The organism is Pseudomonas sp. LBUM1653 (assembly GCF_059716115.1).
The window spans coordinates 4,697,027-4,714,144 of sequence record NZ_CP166803.1; the positions used below are offsets into that span (position 1 = coordinate 4,697,027).

A 17,118-nucleotide genomic window follows, 5' to 3' on the forward strand; every position below is an offset into this window, starting at 1 on the left:
GTGTCCATCAATGAAATGAGCGACAACCCTGAAACGGCGCAACCTCGCACCATCATCTTCGTGGCTTATCCGCAAATGGGCTTGCTGGACCTGACCGGTGCCCAGACCGTTTTCTGGGCGGCGACCCGCAGCCTGGCCGAGCGCGGTTTGCAAGGTTATGCCTTGCACACGGCCAGTCTGGACGGCGGGCCCATCCGCACGGGCGAAGGCCTTGAGGTGCAGACCCGGCGCCTGAGTGAGCTGGCCGATAGCCCGATTGATACGCTGATCGTTCCCGGCTCCCCGCACATCCGCCAGGCCATGGTCGACAGCGCCCCGCTGGTGGACTGGTTGCGCGCCGCTGCAACTACGGCCAGGCGCACGACGTCGGTGTGCAGTGGCTCGTTTTTCCTGGTCCGGGCCGGCTTGCTCGATGGTCTGCGCGTGGCGACTCATTGGGTAATGGCGGACTTGTTCGAGCGCCTGTTCCCCCAGGTCGAACTCGACCGCGAGGCGATTTTCGTCGAGCAAGGGACGATATGGACCTCTGCCGGTGTCAGCGCCGGGATCGATCTGGCCCTGGCGCTGGTCGAGGCCGATTACGGCCGTGATGTGGCGATGCAGGTCGCCCGGCGCATGGTGGTGTACTACCGACGCCCGGACAACCAGGAACAATGGAGCCCGCTGTTGCGCTCGCAGTACCCCACCGCTCATACCCAGGTATGACGGGCCTGACCCCATGTGCTAGCGCGCTGTCTTGAGGTAGGAGTGTTATCGCCGTCCTGTCGATTTAGGCTGGTCACCTCGAATGAATCAACTCATCTCACCGATGCGCTGACCTGGGAATGGTTGCCATGAACGCACTGCAAAAGCTGTACATCGTCAGTCATCCGCTGCGTATCAGTCGTTATGGCGCGCATACCTCCCTGTCCACCGCCGAGCGCGTGGAGATCATCGACGCATTGACGCAAACGCTGGGCACCACCCTGGGCATGCTCGCGCACCTCCAGCGCGGTAAGCAGAAACTGCGCAACGTCAGCTTCTTGCCGGTGCAACAGCTGTTCCAGCGCCTGGTGCGCGCCAATGCCGCCTATGCCGAGTTCCTCGCCAGAGGCATCACCGACCTGGGCGGCTACGCCGAAACCGCAGCGCTCTACAGCCTGCACCATAGCCGCGAGCCACAGTGTTTTGCCGACTGCCTGGCAGGCATTGGTCAGGGCAAGCGCCGGCTGCGGGCTGTCGATGCCTTGCTGTGTGATTACCTTGAACGCGCCATCGCCAACAAGGACAACGCCAGCAGACGCTTTTTCGAAGAATGCGCGCGGCGCAACGCGCGTTTTCTGTCGGTGATCGAGGACAACCTGCCCCATGAACAGCCAGGGTGAAGCAAACAATCAACCAATCGCTGATATTAACCATCGCAACTAACGCGCAAAAACAACTGTACATACCCAAGTATACTATTGCACTTTTCTGAAGCGCGTATCTTGCAAGTATGACGGGCGCCACTTAGCACCGCTCGCAATGAAGCAAGGTTTCTACATGTTCAACTCAGCTATTGTTTCGGTTGTTGATGATGACGAACTTATTCTTGTCTCACTGGACAGTTTGTTGCGTTCTTATGGTTACACGGTAAAGACCTACAACAGTGCCTATGCCTTTCTTGAATCCAGCGGACCTGAGCAGACAGACTGCCTGGTTTCGGATATTCAGATGCCCGGCATGTGCGGGGTGAAAATGTACGAAGCGCTGGCGAGTAGAAACACCCATATTCCTACGCTGTTCATAACCGGAAAGCCCGGCCTGCCGCCGCAATTCAGTGCCAGCGTGCGTAAACCCGAAGGCTATTTCTCCAAGCCCTTCAACACCGATGCGCTGCTGGCGTGTATTGAACGGGCCTTGAAGCGGCGGGTTTCAGAGTGAACTGCGGCACGGCGCTAAAACAAATAACAGTTTCTTTTTCAGTTCTTGATTAGTTAAGCCATTCACCCTTGCCACTCAACTAAAATCTCAGCTTGAAGAGCCATGCCATGCCCAAGAACAAACTGACTTCGATCAACGGCGCACCGGTCGTCGACAACTTCTATATCCAGACCGCCGGCCCTCGTGGCCCCGCTTTGCTGCAGGATGTCTGGTTGCTGGAAAAACTCGCCCACTTCGACCGCGAAGTGATCCCTGAGCGACGCATGCACGCCAAAGGCTCCGGCGCCTACGGCACCTTCACCGTGACCCGGGATGTGACGCGCTACACCAAGGCTCGCCTGTTTTCGCAAGTGGGCAAGCAAACGCCGATCTTCACCCGTTTCTCCACCGTTGCCGGCGAACGCGGTGCCGCCGATGCCGAGCGCGACATCCGTGGTTTTGCCTTGAAGTTATATACCGAACAAGGCAACTGGGACCTGGTGGGCAACAACACCCCGGTGTTTTTCTTCCGCGATCCATTGCGCTTCCCGGACCTCAACCACGCGGTCAAACGTGATCCGCGCACCGGCCTGCGCAATGCGCAAAGCAACTGGGATTTCTGGACGTCATTGCCCGAAGCCTTGCATCAAGTAACCATCGTCATGAGCCAACGCGGCATCCCGCGCAGCTACCGGCACATGCACGGTTTCGGCAGCCACACTTTCAGCCTGATCAACGCCAACAACGAGCGGCACTGGGTCAAATTCACCTTCAAGTCCCGACAAGGCATCGCGAACCTCAGTGATGAGCAGGCACAAAACCTCATTGGCCGGGACCGGGAAAGTCACCATCGGGATCTGTTCGACAGCATTGAAGCAGGCGACTTTCCGCGCTGGACCTTCTACATCCAGGTCATGACCGAGGATCAGGCCCGGGACCACGCCGTCAACCCGTTCGACCTGACGAAGGTCTGGCCGCACAAGGACTATCCGCTGATCGAAGTGGGTTACTTCGAGCTCAATCGCAACCCGCAAAACGTCTTCGCTGAAGTCGAGCAAGCCGCATTCTCACCGTCGAATGTGGTGCCTGGAATCGGCTTTTCACCGGACCGGATGCTGCAGGCGCGACTGTTTGCCTACGGCGATGCCGCGCGCTATCGCCTGGGGGTCAATCACCACCAGATCCCGGTCAACGCCGCCCGCTGCCCGGTGCACAGCTTCCACCGCGACGGCGCCATGCGCGTGGACGGCAACTACGGTGAGCAGCTGGCGTACGTGCCCAACAGCGAGGGCGCCTGGGCCGATCAACCGGACTTCCGTGAACCACCGTTGAAGATATCCGGTGCCGCCGGACATTGGGATCACCGTGTGGACGAGGACCACTTCGAACAACCGGGCAACCTGTTCCGCCTGATGTCGGACTCGCAGAAACAAGCGTTGTTCGAAAACACCGCGCGTTCGCTCAGTGGTGTTTCACAAGAGGTTCAACAGCGGCACATCGTGCACTGCACCAAGGCTGATCCGTTCTATGGGGCTGGGGTTTCCAGGGCGTTGAGCGAGCTTACTCGCGATGGTCGTTAACGATAACGCTATTAGCCTGACACCCCGTGGCGTGCTCAGGTTTTTCGCGAGCAGGCTCGCTCCTACAGTCCAGCGTCAACCCAAATTGATGGGCACACGAATAACCCTGTAGGAGCAAGCTTGCTCGCGATGGTCGTTAACGATGACGCTGGAAGCCTGGAACCCCGCGGCGTGCTCAGGTTTTTCGCGAGCAGGCTCGCTCCTACAGTCTGGCGTCAACCTAAACTGATGGGCACACGCATAACCCTGTAGGAGCAAGCTTGCTCGCGATGGTCGTTAACGATAACGCTATCAGCCTGACACCCCGCGGCGTGCTCAGGTTTTTCGCGAGCAGGCTCGCTCCTGCAGTCTGGCGTCAACCCAAATTGATGGGCACACGCATAACCCTGTAGGAGCAAGCTTGCTCGCGATGGTCGTTAACGATAACGCTGGAAGCCTGGAACCCCGCGGCGTGCTCAGGTTTTTCGCGAGCAGGCTCGCTCCTACAGTCTGGCGTCAACCTAAACTGATGGGCAACGCATAACCCTGTAGGAGCAAGCATGCTCGCAATGGTCGTTAACGATAACGCTGGAAGCCTGGCACCCCGCGGCGTGCTCAGGTTTTTCGCGAGCAGGCTCGCTCCTACAGTCTGGCGTCAACCCAAATTGATGGGCACACGCATAACCTTGCAAGCTTGCTCGCGATGGTCGTTAACGATATCGCTATCAGCCTGACACCCCGTGGCGTGCTCAGGTTTTTCGCGAGCAGGCTCGCTCCTACAGTCTGGCGTCAACCCAAATTGATGGGCACACGTATAACCCTGTAGGAGCAAGCTTGCTCGCGATGGTCGTTAACGATAACGCTGGAAGCCTGATACCCCGCGGCGTGCTCAGGTTCTTCGCGAGCAGGCTCGCTCCTACAGTCTGGCGTCAACCCAAATTGATGGGCACACGCATAACCCTGGAGCAAGCTTGCTCGCGATGGTCGTTAACGATAACGCTGGAAGCCTGACACTCCGCGGCGTGCTCAGGTTCTTCGCGAGCAGGCTCGCTCCTACAGTCTGGCGTCAACCCAAACTGATGGGCACACGCATAACCCTGTAGGAGCAAGCTTGCTCGCGATGGTCGTTAACGATAACGCTATTAGCCTGACACCCCGCGGCGTGCTCAGGTTTTTCGCGAGCAGGCTCGCTCCTACAGTCTGGCGTCAACCCAAATTGATGGGCACACGCATAACCCTGTAGGAGCAAGCTTGCTCGCGATGGTCGTTAACGATAACGCTGGAAGCCTGATACCCCGCGGCGTGCTCAGGTTCTTCGCGAGCAGGCTCGCTCCTACAGGGTCGTCAGCGGATTCAAATCCTCAGTGCGGCACGCTCAGTTTTGTCGCCACTTCATCCGGCGCCAGATGGCGCCCGTCAGCCGCAACCAGCTCAAGTTTCTGGATCGGTTTACGGTTTTTCGCATCGACCATAACCGACCCGAGCTCGCCAGGCTCGTACATGAACTCATTGCCCCACTGCGACAACGCAATCAGCACGGTCTGCAAGGCGCGGCCCTTTTCGGTCAACGCGTATTCCTTGTAGACGCTGCCATCCGCCGCCGGGACCATCTCCATCACACCCTGCGCCACCAACCCTTTCAGGCGGATACTGAGGATGTTTTTCGCGACATCCAGGCTTTTCTGGAAATCGCTGAATCGCCGCGTGCCTGCCAGGGCGTCACGAATGATCAGCAGCGACCACCAATCGCCGATCAGATCGAGGGACCGGGCAACCGGACAAGGATCACCCTGCAAGCTTTTACGCTTCACTTAACTTATCTCCACCCATGAATTACCGGATTGACGCAAACCACGCCTCTCAGTCAGTGGTTGCATAATACAACCTCTGATGCTAATAATCACCGCCAGTGGTTTTATTATAAAACCACAACCCCTCACATTGATGACGGTGCAGCACATTTGCACCATCATCATTGGTTGCATAATGAAACCATAACCATAGGAATTACCCATGAAACTGGCTGGAAAAACGGCATTTATCACCGGCGGCAATAGCGGTCTGGGCCTGGCGACCGCAAAGCTTTTCATCGCCGAAGGCGCGAAAGTGGCCATCACCGGCCGCAGTCAAAAAACCCTGGATGAAGCACGGGAAGCGTTGGGTCCCAACTTGCTGGCGATTCAGGCCGACCTGACCGATGTCAAAGAGATCGAACGCGCCGTGGCCGAGGCCGTCGCGGTGGTCGGCAAACTGGATGTGGTCTTCGCCAATGCGGGCATTGCCGCCCTGACGCCCGTCGGCGGGACCACGCTGGAGGCCTTCCAGAGCATTATCCAGACCAACCTCACCGGCACCTTTTTTACGGTGCAGGCCGCTTCACCGCACCTCAATCCCGGCGCCTCGATCATTCTGAACGGTTCGGTTCACGCCGATATGGGCTGGCCAGGCTACAGCGCCTACGCGGCGACCAAAGGGGCCGTGCGTTCGATGACCCGGGTCATGGCGGCTGAGTTCGCCCCTCGAGGGATTCGGGTCAATCAGATCACACCTGGCGCTGCGCGCACGCCGGTGTGGAACCCGCTCGCGTCGAGTGCGCAAGCCATGGATGCACTGGAAGAGAAACTGGTGACCACCATTCCCCTCGGTCGCATTGGCGAGGCCGAAGAAGTGGCCACCGTGGCACTGTTCCTCGCATCAAGTGATTCAAGCAATGTCGTAGGTGCGGAGATCGTGGTGGATGGCGGCGCCACCGGCGCCCCTCTGGGCGCACCGGCCCACCGGAGAAATTGGGAGGCTTGAGGGACTGGCGGTCATCGGCCCGTGGATAAAGTGACCTGTGGCGGCATCGGTTTCACGGGTGCGCAAGCCGAGCGTCGATGGCATCATCACCCGCTTCGAAGGTTTCGATGCCGACGGTGAATGGGTCATCCCGTTGTTCGGCGTGCCCTGGCCGAAACCGCCACTGTCCTGATCGACTAAGGAAGCGTCCCGATGCGTATCAAATCACTGCTGGCCTGCGCCGGCGTGCTCCTGAGCCAAATGGTCGCGGCCGACGCCCTACCCCAGCGTTGGGTCAGCGCCGGTGGCGCGCTCAGCGAATGGGTGGTCGCCCTCGGTGGCGAGGGCAAGCTGGTGGGTGTCGACAGCACCAGCCAGTACCCACGCTCATTGCACAGCCTGCCGAGCATCGGTTACCAGCGGGTGCTGGCGGCCGAAGGCATCCTGGCGTTGAAACCGGACATTCTGGTGGGCAGCGCCGAGATGGGCCCGCCGCCGGTACTGGCGCAACTCAAGGCTGCCGGTGTGCGCATCGAGCTGCTGTCGGCCAAGGCCGACGTGCCCTCGTTGCAACACAACCTGACCGAGCTCGGGCAATTGCTCGGCAAACCGGCGCAAGCACAGGCGCTGATGGCCGGTTACCAGCAGCGCCTGGAGCAACAGGCGGCGTGGGTCAAGCAGGTGCAACAGCACAACCCCGCCCCTCGGGTGTTGATGCTGCTCAGCCATGCCGGCGGCAATCTCCAGGCCGCCGGCAAGGACACCCTGGCCGCCTGGATGATCGATCAGGCCGGCGGGAAAAACCTTACCGAGCACAATGGCTACAAGCCGGTGTCCAACGAGGCCATGCTGACGCTGGACCCACAGGTGATCATTTTCGCCGGTGGCAAGCTTGAAGGCGATGCTGCGCGGGCAGCGCTGCTTGAACAGAATCCGATCCTGGCGCAAACCGCGGCCGGTCGCGACGGCCGGGTGCTGGTGATCGACCCGACGCTGCTGGTCGGCGGTCTGGGTCCGCGTGTACCGGACGCCCTGAGCACACTGTCGAAGGCATTCTATCCGTCGGCACAGGTGCAGACTGCCGAACTCCAGACAACAGAGAGCAACCGATGACGGCCATCGTTCGGCCGCGGCCGATGCTGATTACCCTGGGTCTGTTGTTGGTGCTGGTGTTCTGGCTGTCTTTGGCCCTGGGGCCGGTCAGCCTGCCGCTGGGCGATACGCTGCTGGCCGGGCTGCGGCTGCTTGGATTGCCGGTGGATGGCGGCGATAGCCAACAGGCGCAGCTGATTCTCGGTCAGATCCGCCTGCCGCGCAGTTTGCTGGGCATCGCGGTCGGCTCGGTGCTCGCGTTGTCCGGCGTGGCCATGCAAGGGTTGTTTCGCAATCCGCTGGCGGACCCGGGGCTGGTCGGGGTGTCCGGCGGCGCGGCGTTGGGCGCGGCTGTCGCCATTGTCGGCGGCAGCCTTTTGGGCGGTTTTCCACCGGCCATCGAGCCATACCTGTTGTCGGTGTGCGCCTTCGTCGGTGGCCTGATCGTCACGGCGGTGGTGTATCGCTTCGGCCGCAGCGATGGCCAGACCAACGTCGCCACCATGCTCCTGGCAGGCGTGGCGATGACGGCCATGGCCGGGGCCGGGGTCGGTCTGTTCACTTACCTGGCCGATGACGCCACGCTGCGCACCCTGACCTTCTGGAACCTGGGCAGCCTCAACGGTGCCAGCTACCCGCGCCTGTGGCCGTTGCTGATCGTGGCGGTGGGCGTGGCATTGTGGTTGCCGCGTCGCGCGGCGGCGCTCAATGCGATGCTGTTGGGGGAGTCCGAAGCCCGTCACCTGGGCTTCAATGTCGAGCGGATCAAGCTTGAGCTGGTGCTGTGCACGGCGCTGGGTGTGGGGGCCGCGGTGGCGGCGGCAGGCTTGATCGGCTTTATCGGCCTGGTGGTGCCGCACCTGATGCGACTGCTGGTCGGTCCCGATCATCGGGTGTTGCTGCCGGCTTCATTGTTGGCCGGTGCCAGCCTGTTGTTGCTGGCCGATCTGGTCGCCCGTTTGCTGCTGGCACCGGCCGAGTTGCCGATCGGTATTGTCACCGCACTCATCGGTGCGCCCTTCTTCCTTTATCTGCTGGTACGGGGGCGTTCCTGATGCTGCGGGCCAACAACTTGCTGGTGCGGCGCGGCAGTCGCACCGTGCTGGCGGACATCGATGTCCAGTTGCATCCGGGTCAAGTCCTCGGCGTGCTGGGCCCCAACGGTGCCGGTAAAAGCACCCTGCTTGCCGCCTTGTGCGATGAGCTGCCCGCCAACGAAGGCACGGTCAGCCTCGACGAACGTCCTCTGGCCGACTGGCCTGGTCAGGAGCGGGCCAGACGCCTGGCGGTATTGCCCCAGAGTTCGAGCCTGAACTTTGCCTTCTCGGTCAATGAAGTGGTGGGCATGGGTCGCCTGCCCCACGCCAGCGGTCGCGTGCGCGATGCGCAAATTGTCGCCCAGGCCCTGAGTGCCGCCGACGCCCTGCACCTGGCGGGGCGCAGTTATCTGGCCTTGTCCGGGGGGGAACGCCAGCGCGTGCACCTGGCGCGGGTGCTCGCGCAATTGTGGCCGGGTGCCGAGGGGCAGACCCTGCTGCTCGACGAGCCGACCTCGATGCTCGATCCGCTGCACCAGCACACCATTCTGCAAGCGGTGCGTGATTTCGCCGGACGCGGTGCGGCGGTGCTGGTGATCCTGCACGACCTGAACCTGGCTGCACGATATTGCGATCAGTTGCTGCTGTTGCAGGATGGTCGCCCGCACGCCTACGGTCCACCGGATGAAGTCCTGACCGCCGAAGCTCTGGAAGCAGTGTACGGGCTGCAAGTGCTGATTCACCGGCACCCGGAACGCGGTCATCCGTTGATTATCGCGCGCTGATACCCGCCCCTTCCTGCCTTGGCGAGCGAGGGGGCCACCGTCCAACAAGGAAAACCAATGCGCATTCTGCTGTTATGCCTGGTCAGCCTGCTGGCTGCCTGCCAATCCCATTACGTCGCACCGCCACCGCCAGCGATCGCCCCGCAAGGGCGAGATCACGCCGATCTCGGGCTGATCCGCGAACTCGCCAGCGGGCGCACCCTCACCCCGCAAGAACTGGTCGAACGCCTGGCGGCTGCGCCGCGGGTGCTGGTCGGTGAACAACACGACAATCCCGATCACCATGCCTTGCAACTGTGGCTGCTGCGCCAACTGGCGACACAACGTCCGCAAGGCAGCCTGTTGATGGAAATGCTCAACCCCGACCAACAGGCAAAAGTCGATGCGGCACAGGCCTCCACCCGTGCCGGTCAACCGCCGGCCGACCCGTACCAGGCACTGTCCTGGCAAGCCAATTGGGATTGGGGGGTTTACGGCGCACTGGTGACTTACGCGCTGCGCCAACCCTACCCGCTGTTGCCGGCCAACCTGGACAGGGCGCAGATCATGCAGATCTACAAACAGCGTCCGACGCTCAGCGGCGAAGCGTCCACCACTCAACAGGTGCAAGCGACATTACTGGACGATATCCGCGAGTCCCATTGCGGCTTGCTGCCCGAAACACAGATGCCAGCGATGCTCGCCGTGCAGCAGCAGCGTGACCGACGCATGGCCGAACGCCTGTTGGCGGCACCGACGCCCGCCCTGTTGCTGGCCGGGGCGTTCCATGTGCGCAAGGATTTGGGGGTGCCACTGCATCTGCAAGACCTCGGCGCTGACCAGGGTAACGCCGTGCTGGTGCTGGCCGAAGTGGGCAAGACGGTAAGCGCCGAAAGCGCGGATTACGTGTGGTACACCGCAGCGCAGCCGGAACAGGATCACTGCGCGAAATTGCGTCGCTAGTTCGTTAACTGATCCAGGATATTTGGCGGGGCAACTATCGCTTTCGCGAGCAGGCTCGCTCCCACAGGGGAATGCATTCCAAAGGTGGGAGCGAGCCTGCTCGCGAAGACGGCATCACAGTTAGCACACCTGGCCCTGTATCACCCTCGTCAGGGTGCTGGGAAGGTCTGTATATAAGCCAACAAATCATCGATCTTCTCCTGATCGCTGATGCCCCAGAAAATCATCCGTGTACCCGACACCACCGCTTTCGGGTCCTCGATGTACGCCGCCAGTTTTTCCCGCGTCCAGACAATGCCCGATGACTTCATCGCGTCGGAGTATTGATAGTCCGTGGTACTCCCGGCAACCCGTCCGACAACACCGTTTAGCTGCGGCCCAAAAAACGCCCGCGCCGACTCGCCGATCTGATGACAACCACCACACACCCGCTTGAACAGTTTCCCGCCCGCCTCGGCATCACCCTGGGCGCTCGCTTGCGTAGCGAACAGGTCTGCACCCAGAGTCAAAACAAGGGTCATCACGGCCGCTTTGTTCATTTACAGCTCCAGCTTGCAGCGAAAAAAATGACCGCCATTTGAGCATGACCAGGGCACCAAACCGAAGCTTTTCAGAAGCACGAGGCCCAAGCCTGCCGTCCATCCCGCCAGTCCACGCCCCGCTTTCGCCCGCCTAGACTAGCTACTCACAACGCGCGTGGCATGAGCAGCCACCACTCCACACCAACAAACGGAGGCTCAATCATGAAAATTGTCGTCATCGGCGGTACAGGCTTGATCGGAACACAACTGTGCAAACTCCTGCGCGAAGGTGGACATGATGTGGTGCCCGCCACACCGAGTACCGGTGTCAACGCGGTGACCGGGGAAGGATTGCAGGCCGCGTTACAAGGCGCCGACGTGGTGGTCGACGTCGCCAACTCCCCCTCCTTCGAAGATGCCGCCGTGCTCGATTTCTTTGAAAAATCCGGGCGCAACCTCGCAACCGCCGAGAAGGCCGCCGGGGTCAAGCATCACGTCGCGCTGTCCGTGGTGGGCACGGAGCGGATGCTCGAAAGCGGCTACTTTCGCGCCAAGATGGCCCAAGAGGAATTGATCAAAAAAGCCGGAGTGCCCTACTCGATCCTGCGCGCTACGCAGTTTTTCGAATTCATTGGTGCCATTGTCCAATACAGCATGCAAGGCGACACCGCTCGCTTGACCTCGGCCGCCCTGCAGCCGATTGCCTCGGCCGATGTCGCCGCGGCACTGGCCAAAATTGCCGTGGTGCCGCCCACTGGCAAGACCGAGGAGGTGGCGGGTCCCGACAAGCAACCTCTGGTGTCGTTTGCCAAAACCTATCTGCAACACAGCGGGGATGCGCGCGAAGTGATTACCGACGATAGTGCCGGATACTACGGCGCGATCATCAACGACCAGTCACTGACCCCGGGCGCCAATCCCATCCTCGGCAAGATTCACTTCGATCAATGGCTCAAGAGCGCCGGCGTCTAGCAGTCAGCCCGCCAACTTCATCAGGAGCGTCCCATGCGAACCCACGTTCTCCTCGCCCTGCTTGCGCTGTCCACCATTCCGGCCCCGGTCCTGGCCGCCGACGCGCCGCACCCCGACGTCAAAGAAGTGTCGGTCACCGCGCTTCCCGATTACCCCGGCAAAGAAGTGCTGATGCTCACAGTCGAATACCCACCGGGCGGTGCCGACCCGGTTCATCGGCACGACGCCCACGGCTTCATCTATGTGCTCGAAGGCTCCATCGTCATGGGGGTCAAGGGTGGCAAGGAAGTCACGCTGATGCCCGGACAAAGCTTCCACGAAGGCCCCAATGACATCCACACGGTGGGCCGCAATGCGAGCAAGGACAAGCCGGCCAAATTTGTCGTCTTTCTATTAAAGGACCAGGGCAAGCCGCCGGTCATCCCGGTCGATTGACGATCGCTGACCATACTTGCGTATAAGGCGCTAAAACCAAGATGTTCATTGGAAGAACCTATGCATGAGTGACGGGATTATTCAGGCAAATCAAGATGGCCGCATCGAATGCCAGGGCTATGGCGGACTGCATTCATGCCTGCCAGGTTGTCCTTGAATAATCCCCGAACACATTAGGTGAACATGATGAACACGCCCCTCTTCGCGCTAGGAACTGCCCTTTTCTCAGCCATCGGTTTCAGTGTTTCGACGATACACGCCGCTGAAGCAGGTGCCGGAACGACTGGCAGCGGCACAGCCGCGCATAATGTTGCCGAAGGCGCCACCGACCGTATCAAGGAAAGACAACTGGCCGCCGACGGTGCAGAGCGTCTCAAGCAGAATCAGGTCGCCGAAGGTGGTGCTGATCGCCTGAGAGAACGGCAACTGGCCGAAGGCGGTGCTGATCGCTTGAGGGAACGGCAACTGGCATCGGACGGTTCCGACCACCTGAAGCAAAACAGCGTTGCCGCGGGTGGTTACAACTCGATGCGCGGTACTCGGGTGGCAGAAGGCGGCTCCGACCGTCTGCGGCAAAATCATTACGCCGATGGCGGCAATGGCTACGATGCCAGCTCCGACGTCATGCCCTATTTCTGCATGGAATGCCGCTGATTTGCGGGACAACCCTGATGTCTGTATGTAGGAGCGAGCATGCTCGCGATGGTCGTGAACGATAACGCGTAAAACCAGATGCCCAGCGGTGCCCGTGAGTTTTTCGTCGGAACGCCGCCCGGAGCATGCTCGCTCCTACAATTGCAAATCCCATGTATAAGAAATCCGGAGCCCTGTGAAGGGGTCCGGATTTTTATTCCCAGCAGTCAGTCGTTGAAATCGGTAGACAGTGCCAGCTCGTTCCACTCGGCCAGTTCCTGGGCGACAAAGCGGTTTTTTGCTTCTATACGCGCGATGGTATCGCTGCCCAGTGCCAGTCGTTGCGGCGGGTTAGGTGCATTGACCAAGGCCAGCATGGCCTCGGCGAATTTCACCGGATCACCTGGTTGGGCATGGTTCGCGGACTCGGCATATTTACGCATCGCGCCGACCGTTTCATCGTAGTCCGACAGTTCCAGCGCGGTCTTCACCAGCGACTGCTCGTCGAGGAAGTCAGTGCGGAAGAAGCCTGGCTCGACCACCGTGGCGTTTATCCCCAGCGGCGCCAGTTCCTGGTGCAGCGCTTCGGTGATGCCTTCCACCGCGAACTTGGTGGAACCGTAGACACCCCAGCCCATGTAGGCCTGGTAGCCGCCGATGGAAGAAATGTTGATCACATGCCCGGAGCGCTGGCGACGCATGTGCGGAAGTACCGCACGGGTAACGTTGAGCACGCCGAAGACGTTGGTGGCGAACAGACGCTCGGTCTCGCTCGCGCTGGTCTCTTCCACCGCGCCCAGCACGCCGAACCCGGCATTGTTGATCAGTACGTCGACCCGGCCGAACCGCTTGATGCCTTCTGCCACGGCCCGATGCGCTTCTTCTTCGCGGGTTACGTCCAGACGCACGGCCAGCAGGTTTGGATGGTCGCCGAGTTTGGCGGTGATTTCTTCCGGTTTACGGGCCGTGGCAATGACCGCGTCGCCGGCACGCAGAGCACGTTCTGCGATGAGAGTACCAAAACCACGGGAAGCCCCAGTAATGAACCAAGTACGCATTTCAACTCCTCCTGTCAGCGACCCGAGCGTTATTGCCGGGCTTTCTTGATGAGTTGACGCAACTTTAAAACTGGATTAATGATGTGATAATCCCAGTAATATTGCATGACTTTGTGAAAGGCATTCACATATGAAAGCCCCTTCGGCGACAGACCTCTCAACCTTCCTGAGCGTGGCCAACCATCTGAACTTCAGCCGGGCGGCGGTGGAACTGGGCCTGACGCCTTCTGCGCTGAGCCATGCGGTGCGCACCCTGGAGAACCGGCTCGGCGTCAGGCTGTTCAATCGCACCACCCGCAGTGTCGGCCTGACCGAAGCTGGCGAGCGTCTCTTTGCGCGATTGAAACCTGCGTTTCGAGATATCACCGATGCCTTGGAAGACCTGAACAATTTTCGCGATAAACCCTCGGGCAACTTGAGAATCACCGCAGGTCGCCAGGCCGCCGAACTGGTGCTGCTGCGGCTGGCCAGCAGGTTCCTGGAAGCCTATCCAGACGTGAAACTGGAGATCGTGACAGACGACGCGCTGGTCGATGTGGTGACGCAGGGGTTTGACGCCGGAGTCCGCTTCGGCGCTCGGCTGGAGGCGGACATGGTCTCCCTGCCGATTGGCAGCTACCTGCGCTCCGTGGTCGTGGGCTCAGTGGAATTTTTCCGCAAACATCCCGTTCCGCAGAAACCCGAGGATTTGCATGGCCTGCCGTGCATCCGCCATCGTTTCCCCAGTGGCGCGTTGTATCGCTGGGAGTTCGAACGGGGTGGTATCGCCCAGGAAATAGAAATCGACGGTCCCCTGATCCTCGGCGACGTAAGCCTGATGGTCGGCCCGGCGTTGCAGGGCGTCGGCGTGGCCTACATCTTCGAAGATATGGTCAAGGCGCAGATTGCCGACGGCAGCCTGATCCAGGTGCTGGGCGACTGGTGCCCCTACTACCCCGGCTTACATCTGTACTACCCAAGCCGACGGCATGTGCCGGCAACGCTCAAGGCTTTCATCGAATTTGCCCGTGCCGCACGGGAGGTCAATCCGCGATCTCCCGACCAGGCCGACCCGTAGGCCGCCTCGCTTTTGCTTTTGCTGGAAAATCGCGCTGCGCCATGGCGTCCATCAGGGCTGTTGTCTACCATCGGCGGCGAGCACTTCATCCTGCGACCGCACCGTGCTTCCTTTTGCCAGACAATTCAACGACCGAAAACATCTAACCCAGTCAGAGAGAAAACCGATGCTTACCTGCTACCTGAAATATGTGTTGGACCCTTACAAGCTCGAAGCATTCGAACACTACGGCAAACTGTGGATTCCACTGGTGGAGAAATTCGGCGGCCAGCATCACGGCTACTTCCTGCCGTCCGAGGGTGCCAATAACATTGCCCTGGCTATGTTCACCTTCCCCAGCCTGGCGGCCTACGAAACGTACCGACAACAGTCGATGAACGACCCGGAATGCATCGCCGCCTTCAAGTACGCAGAAGAAACACGCTGCATCCTCAGTTATGAACGCTCCTTCTTCCGGCCAGTGTTCGGTGAGCCGAAACAGCAAACGGCTTAAGTGCGCTCAAGGCGAATCGTAGTCAATAAAAATGCCGCCTCACCGGGCGGCATTTTTTATTACCCAAACATGGGTGTCACAGCGGACTCAAACGTCAGATGAATGGTCGGCCAATAGACGGCGAGCTGCTGTTGATGGGACTAAATTTACAGGTCCAATCTCGATGTTTGACTAAGCCAGCAATAACGATCAACTCTCGCGAAAGGAAACCGGGTATGAAAAGGCTCTCACACCGCACCAGGTTTTACGTTGCATGTTCTTTGCTAATGGCACTCAACGGTATCGCCCAGGCAGCACAAACCGAGAAACCCAATATTCTGTTCATCGTCTCCGACGACACTGGCTACGGTGACCTGGGCCCCTACGGCGGAGGCGTAGGTCGAGGAATGCCAACGCCGAGCATCGACGAACTCGCCGCAGAAGGCACCACCTTCTATTCCTTCTACGCCCAACCCAGTTGCACCCCGGGCCGGGCTGCCATGCAAACAGGGCGCATACCAAACCGCAGCGGCATGACCACGGTTGCATTCCAGGGTCAGGGCGGTGGCTTGCCGGCGGCTGAATGGACATTGGCATCGGTACTCAAGACCGGTGGATACGAAACTTATTTCACCGGCAAGTGGCACTTGGGCGAAGCTGATTACTCGCTGCCCAATGCTCAAGGTTACGACGTGATGAAATACGTCGGCCTGTATCACCTGAACGCCTACACCTACGCGGACCCTACATGGTTCCCGGACATGGATGATGAAACCCGGGCGATGTTTGCTAAAGTGACCCAGGGCGCGCTGTCGGCGAAGGCCGGCGAAAAAGCGGTCGAGGAATTCAAGATCAACGGCCAGTACGTCGACACCCCGGTAGTGGATGGCAAGCCCGGTGTCGTGGGCATTCCGTTCTTCGACAACTATGTGGAAAAGGCGGCGCTGGAGTTTCTCGAAAGCGCCTCGAAATCGAACAAGCCGTTCTTTATCAACGTCAATTTCATGAAAGTTCACCAGCCCAACCTTCCGGCGCCGGAGTTCGTCCACAAATCGATCTCCAAATCGAAGTATGCAGACTCCGTGGTTGAACTCGATACCCGAATTGGCCGCATCATGGCCAAGTTGAAAGCGCTGGGGATGGATAAAAACACCCTGGTTGTCTACACCACCGACAACGGTGCCTGGCAGGACGTTTATCCGGACGCTGGCTACACGCCCTTCCGTGGCACTAAAGGCACGGTGCGTGAAGGCGGCAACCGGGTTCCGGCGATCATTGCCTGGCCAGGCAAAATCAAACCGAACACCAAGAACCACGACATCCTTGGCGGTCTCGATTTGATGGCAACGTTCGCCTCTGTGGCGGGAATCAAATTGCCCGATAAAGACCGGGAAGGTAAGCCAATCATCTTCGACAGTTACGACATGACCCCAGTGCTCCTTGGAACCGGGCCATCCCCACGTAAAGAGTGGTTCTACTTCACCGAAAACGAGCTGTCGCCCGGTGCCGCCCGTGTAGGCAATTACAAGGCCGTGTTCAACCTGCGTGGCGACAATGGCGCTACGACTGGCGGTCTGGCCGTTGACTCCAACCAGGGCTGGAAAGGCCCGAGCAAGTATGTAGCGACCGTGCCGCAGGTCTTCGACTTGCTGCAGGATCCACAGGAACGCTATGACATTTTCATGAACAACTACACCGAGCGCACCTGGACGATGGTGCCTATCAGCATGGCAATCACCACGTTGATGAAAACCTACGTTCAGTATCCTCCGCGCAAACTGCAAAGCATGAGCTATGACGGCCCGATCGAATTGTCCAAGTACCAGAAGTTTCAATCGGTACGGGAAGATCTGGAGAAGGAAGGCGTCGTTATTCCAATGCCTAACTAGCCAAGCG

Annotated in this window: 18 protein-coding genes and 1 pseudogene; 16 read left to right on the forward strand and 3 right to left on the reverse strand. The window is 59.8% G+C overall.

Annotated features, from left to right (window positions below; translation table 11 throughout):
* Positions 1–15: 15 nt before the first annotated feature.
* From ACA054_RS21090 to ACA054_RS21105, 4 genes and pseudogenes are all read left to right on the forward strand, one after another.
* Positions 16–678 (forward strand): annotated as a pseudogene (locus tag ACA054_RS21090) (AraC family transcriptional regulator); the annotation flags it as partial.
* 155 nt (positions 679–833) lie between these two features.
* On the forward strand, positions 834–1,364 hold the full coding sequence (locus ACA054_RS21095; RefSeq protein WP_497686000.1) for a hypothetical protein: 531 nt from the start codon (positions 834–836) through the stop codon (positions 1,362–1,364).
* A gap of 157 nt (positions 1,365–1,521) precedes the next feature.
* Positions 1,522–1,902, forward strand: coding sequence for a response regulator transcription factor (locus ACA054_RS21100; RefSeq protein ID WP_497686001.1), 381 nt, complete (start codon positions 1,522–1,524; stop codon positions 1,900–1,902).
* 107 nt (positions 1,903–2,009) lie between these two features.
* Positions 2,010–3,461: a catalase gene (locus ACA054_RS21105; RefSeq protein ID WP_497686002.1), complete on the forward strand. Its 1,452-nt coding sequence runs from the start codon at positions 2,010–2,012 to the stop codon at positions 3,459–3,461.
* A 1,340-nt stretch (positions 3,462–4,801) separates the two neighbouring features.
* On the opposite strand, the gene ACA054_RS21110 is transcribed toward ACA054_RS21105, so the two are convergent.
* Positions 4,802–5,251 carry a winged helix-turn-helix transcriptional regulator gene (locus ACA054_RS21110; protein ID WP_497686003.1) on the reverse strand — a complete coding sequence of 150 codons (450 nt, stop codon included), beginning with the start codon at positions 5,249–5,251 and terminating at the stop codon, positions 4,802–4,804.
* 202 nt (positions 5,252–5,453) lie between these two features.
* Here ACA054_RS21110 and ACA054_RS21115 point away from each other — a divergent pair, with 202 nt between their 5' ends.
* Genes ACA054_RS21115 through ACA054_RS21140 form a run of 6 tightly spaced genes read left to right on the forward strand, consistent with a single transcriptional unit; the run spans position 5,454 to position 10,074 of the window.
* Positions 5,454–6,239, forward strand: coding sequence for an SDR family oxidoreductase (locus tag ACA054_RS21115; RefSeq protein ID WP_497686004.1), 786 nt, complete (start codon positions 5,454–5,456; stop codon positions 6,237–6,239).
* A gap of 37 nt (positions 6,240–6,276) precedes the next feature.
* Positions 6,277–6,411, forward strand: coding sequence for a hypothetical protein (locus tag ACA054_RS21120; RefSeq protein WP_497686005.1), 135 nt, complete (start codon positions 6,277–6,279; stop codon positions 6,409–6,411).
* Between the two features lie 20 nt (positions 6,412–6,431).
* Positions 6,432–7,331: a heme/hemin ABC transporter substrate-binding protein gene (locus ACA054_RS21125; RefSeq protein ID WP_497686006.1), complete on the forward strand. Its 900-nt coding sequence runs from the start codon at positions 6,432–6,434 to the stop codon at positions 7,329–7,331.
* Positions 7,332–7,381: 50 nt separating this feature from the next.
* Positions 7,382–8,365 carry a FecCD family ABC transporter permease gene (locus ACA054_RS21130; protein ID WP_497690352.1) on the forward strand — a complete coding sequence of 328 codons (984 nt, stop codon included), beginning with the start codon at positions 7,382–7,384 and terminating at the stop codon, positions 8,363–8,365.
* Positions 8,365–9,132 carry a heme ABC transporter ATP-binding protein gene (locus ACA054_RS21135; protein ID WP_497686007.1) on the forward strand — a complete coding sequence of 256 codons (768 nt, stop codon included), beginning with the start codon at positions 8,365–8,367 and terminating at the stop codon, positions 9,130–9,132. Before ACA054_RS21130 ends, ACA054_RS21135 begins: the two co-directional genes overlap by 1 nt.
* Positions 9,133–9,189: 57 nt before the next feature.
* Positions 9,190–10,074, forward strand: a complete 885-nt coding sequence (locus ACA054_RS21140; protein WP_497686008.1) for a ChaN family lipoprotein — start codon at positions 9,190–9,192, stop codon at positions 10,072–10,074.
* 149 nt (positions 10,075–10,223) lie between these two features.
* On the opposite strand, the gene ACA054_RS21145 is transcribed toward ACA054_RS21140, so the two are convergent.
* Positions 10,224–10,613, reverse strand: a complete 390-nt coding sequence (locus tag ACA054_RS21145) for a c-type cytochrome (RefSeq protein ID WP_497686009.1) — start codon at positions 10,611–10,613, stop codon at positions 10,224–10,226.
* Positions 10,614–10,817: 204 nt separating this feature from the next.
* Here ACA054_RS21145 and ACA054_RS21150 point away from each other — a divergent pair, with 204 nt between their 5' ends.
* The 3 genes from ACA054_RS21150 (at position 10,818) to ACA054_RS21160 (ending at position 12,656) form a co-directional block, all read left to right on the forward strand.
* Positions 10,818–11,567, forward strand: coding sequence for an SDR family oxidoreductase (locus ACA054_RS21150; protein WP_497686010.1), 750 nt, complete (start codon positions 10,818–10,820; stop codon positions 11,565–11,567).
* A gap of 33 nt (positions 11,568–11,600) precedes the next feature.
* Entirely contained in the window at positions 11,601–12,002 is a 402-nt protein-coding gene (locus ACA054_RS21155) for a cupin domain-containing protein (protein WP_497686011.1), read from the forward strand.
* Between the two features lie 186 nt (positions 12,003–12,188).
* Positions 12,189–12,656, forward strand: a complete 468-nt coding sequence (locus ACA054_RS21160; protein ID WP_497686012.1) for a hypothetical protein — start codon at positions 12,189–12,191, stop codon at positions 12,654–12,656.
* A 206-nt stretch (positions 12,657–12,862) separates the two neighbouring features.
* Here ACA054_RS21160 and ACA054_RS21165 read toward each other — a convergent pair whose 3' ends face one another.
* Positions 12,863–13,693 (reverse strand): oxidoreductase, encoded by an 831-nt coding sequence (locus ACA054_RS21165; RefSeq protein WP_497686013.1) that lies wholly within the window; start codon positions 13,691–13,693, stop codon positions 12,863–12,865.
* Between the two features lie 130 nt (positions 13,694–13,823).
* Between ACA054_RS21165 and ACA054_RS21170 the strand changes: the two genes are divergently transcribed.
* From ACA054_RS21170 to ACA054_RS21180, 3 genes are all read left to right on the forward strand, one after another.
* Complete coding sequence (locus ACA054_RS21170; protein WP_497686014.1) at positions 13,824–14,750, forward strand: LysR family transcriptional regulator; 927 nt, start codon at positions 13,824–13,826, stop codon at positions 14,748–14,750.
* A 166-nt stretch (positions 14,751–14,916) separates the two neighbouring features.
* Positions 14,917–15,243, forward strand: a complete 327-nt coding sequence (locus tag ACA054_RS21175) for an NIPSNAP family protein (protein ID WP_497686015.1) — start codon at positions 14,917–14,919, stop codon at positions 15,241–15,243.
* Between the two features lie 215 nt (positions 15,244–15,458).
* The gene (locus ACA054_RS21180) at positions 15,459–17,111 is read left to right on the forward strand and encodes an arylsulfatase (RefSeq protein ID WP_497686016.1); all 1,653 of its coding nucleotides are present in this window, start codon (positions 15,459–15,461) and stop codon (positions 17,109–17,111) included.
* Positions 17,112–17,118: the final 7 nt, after the last annotated feature.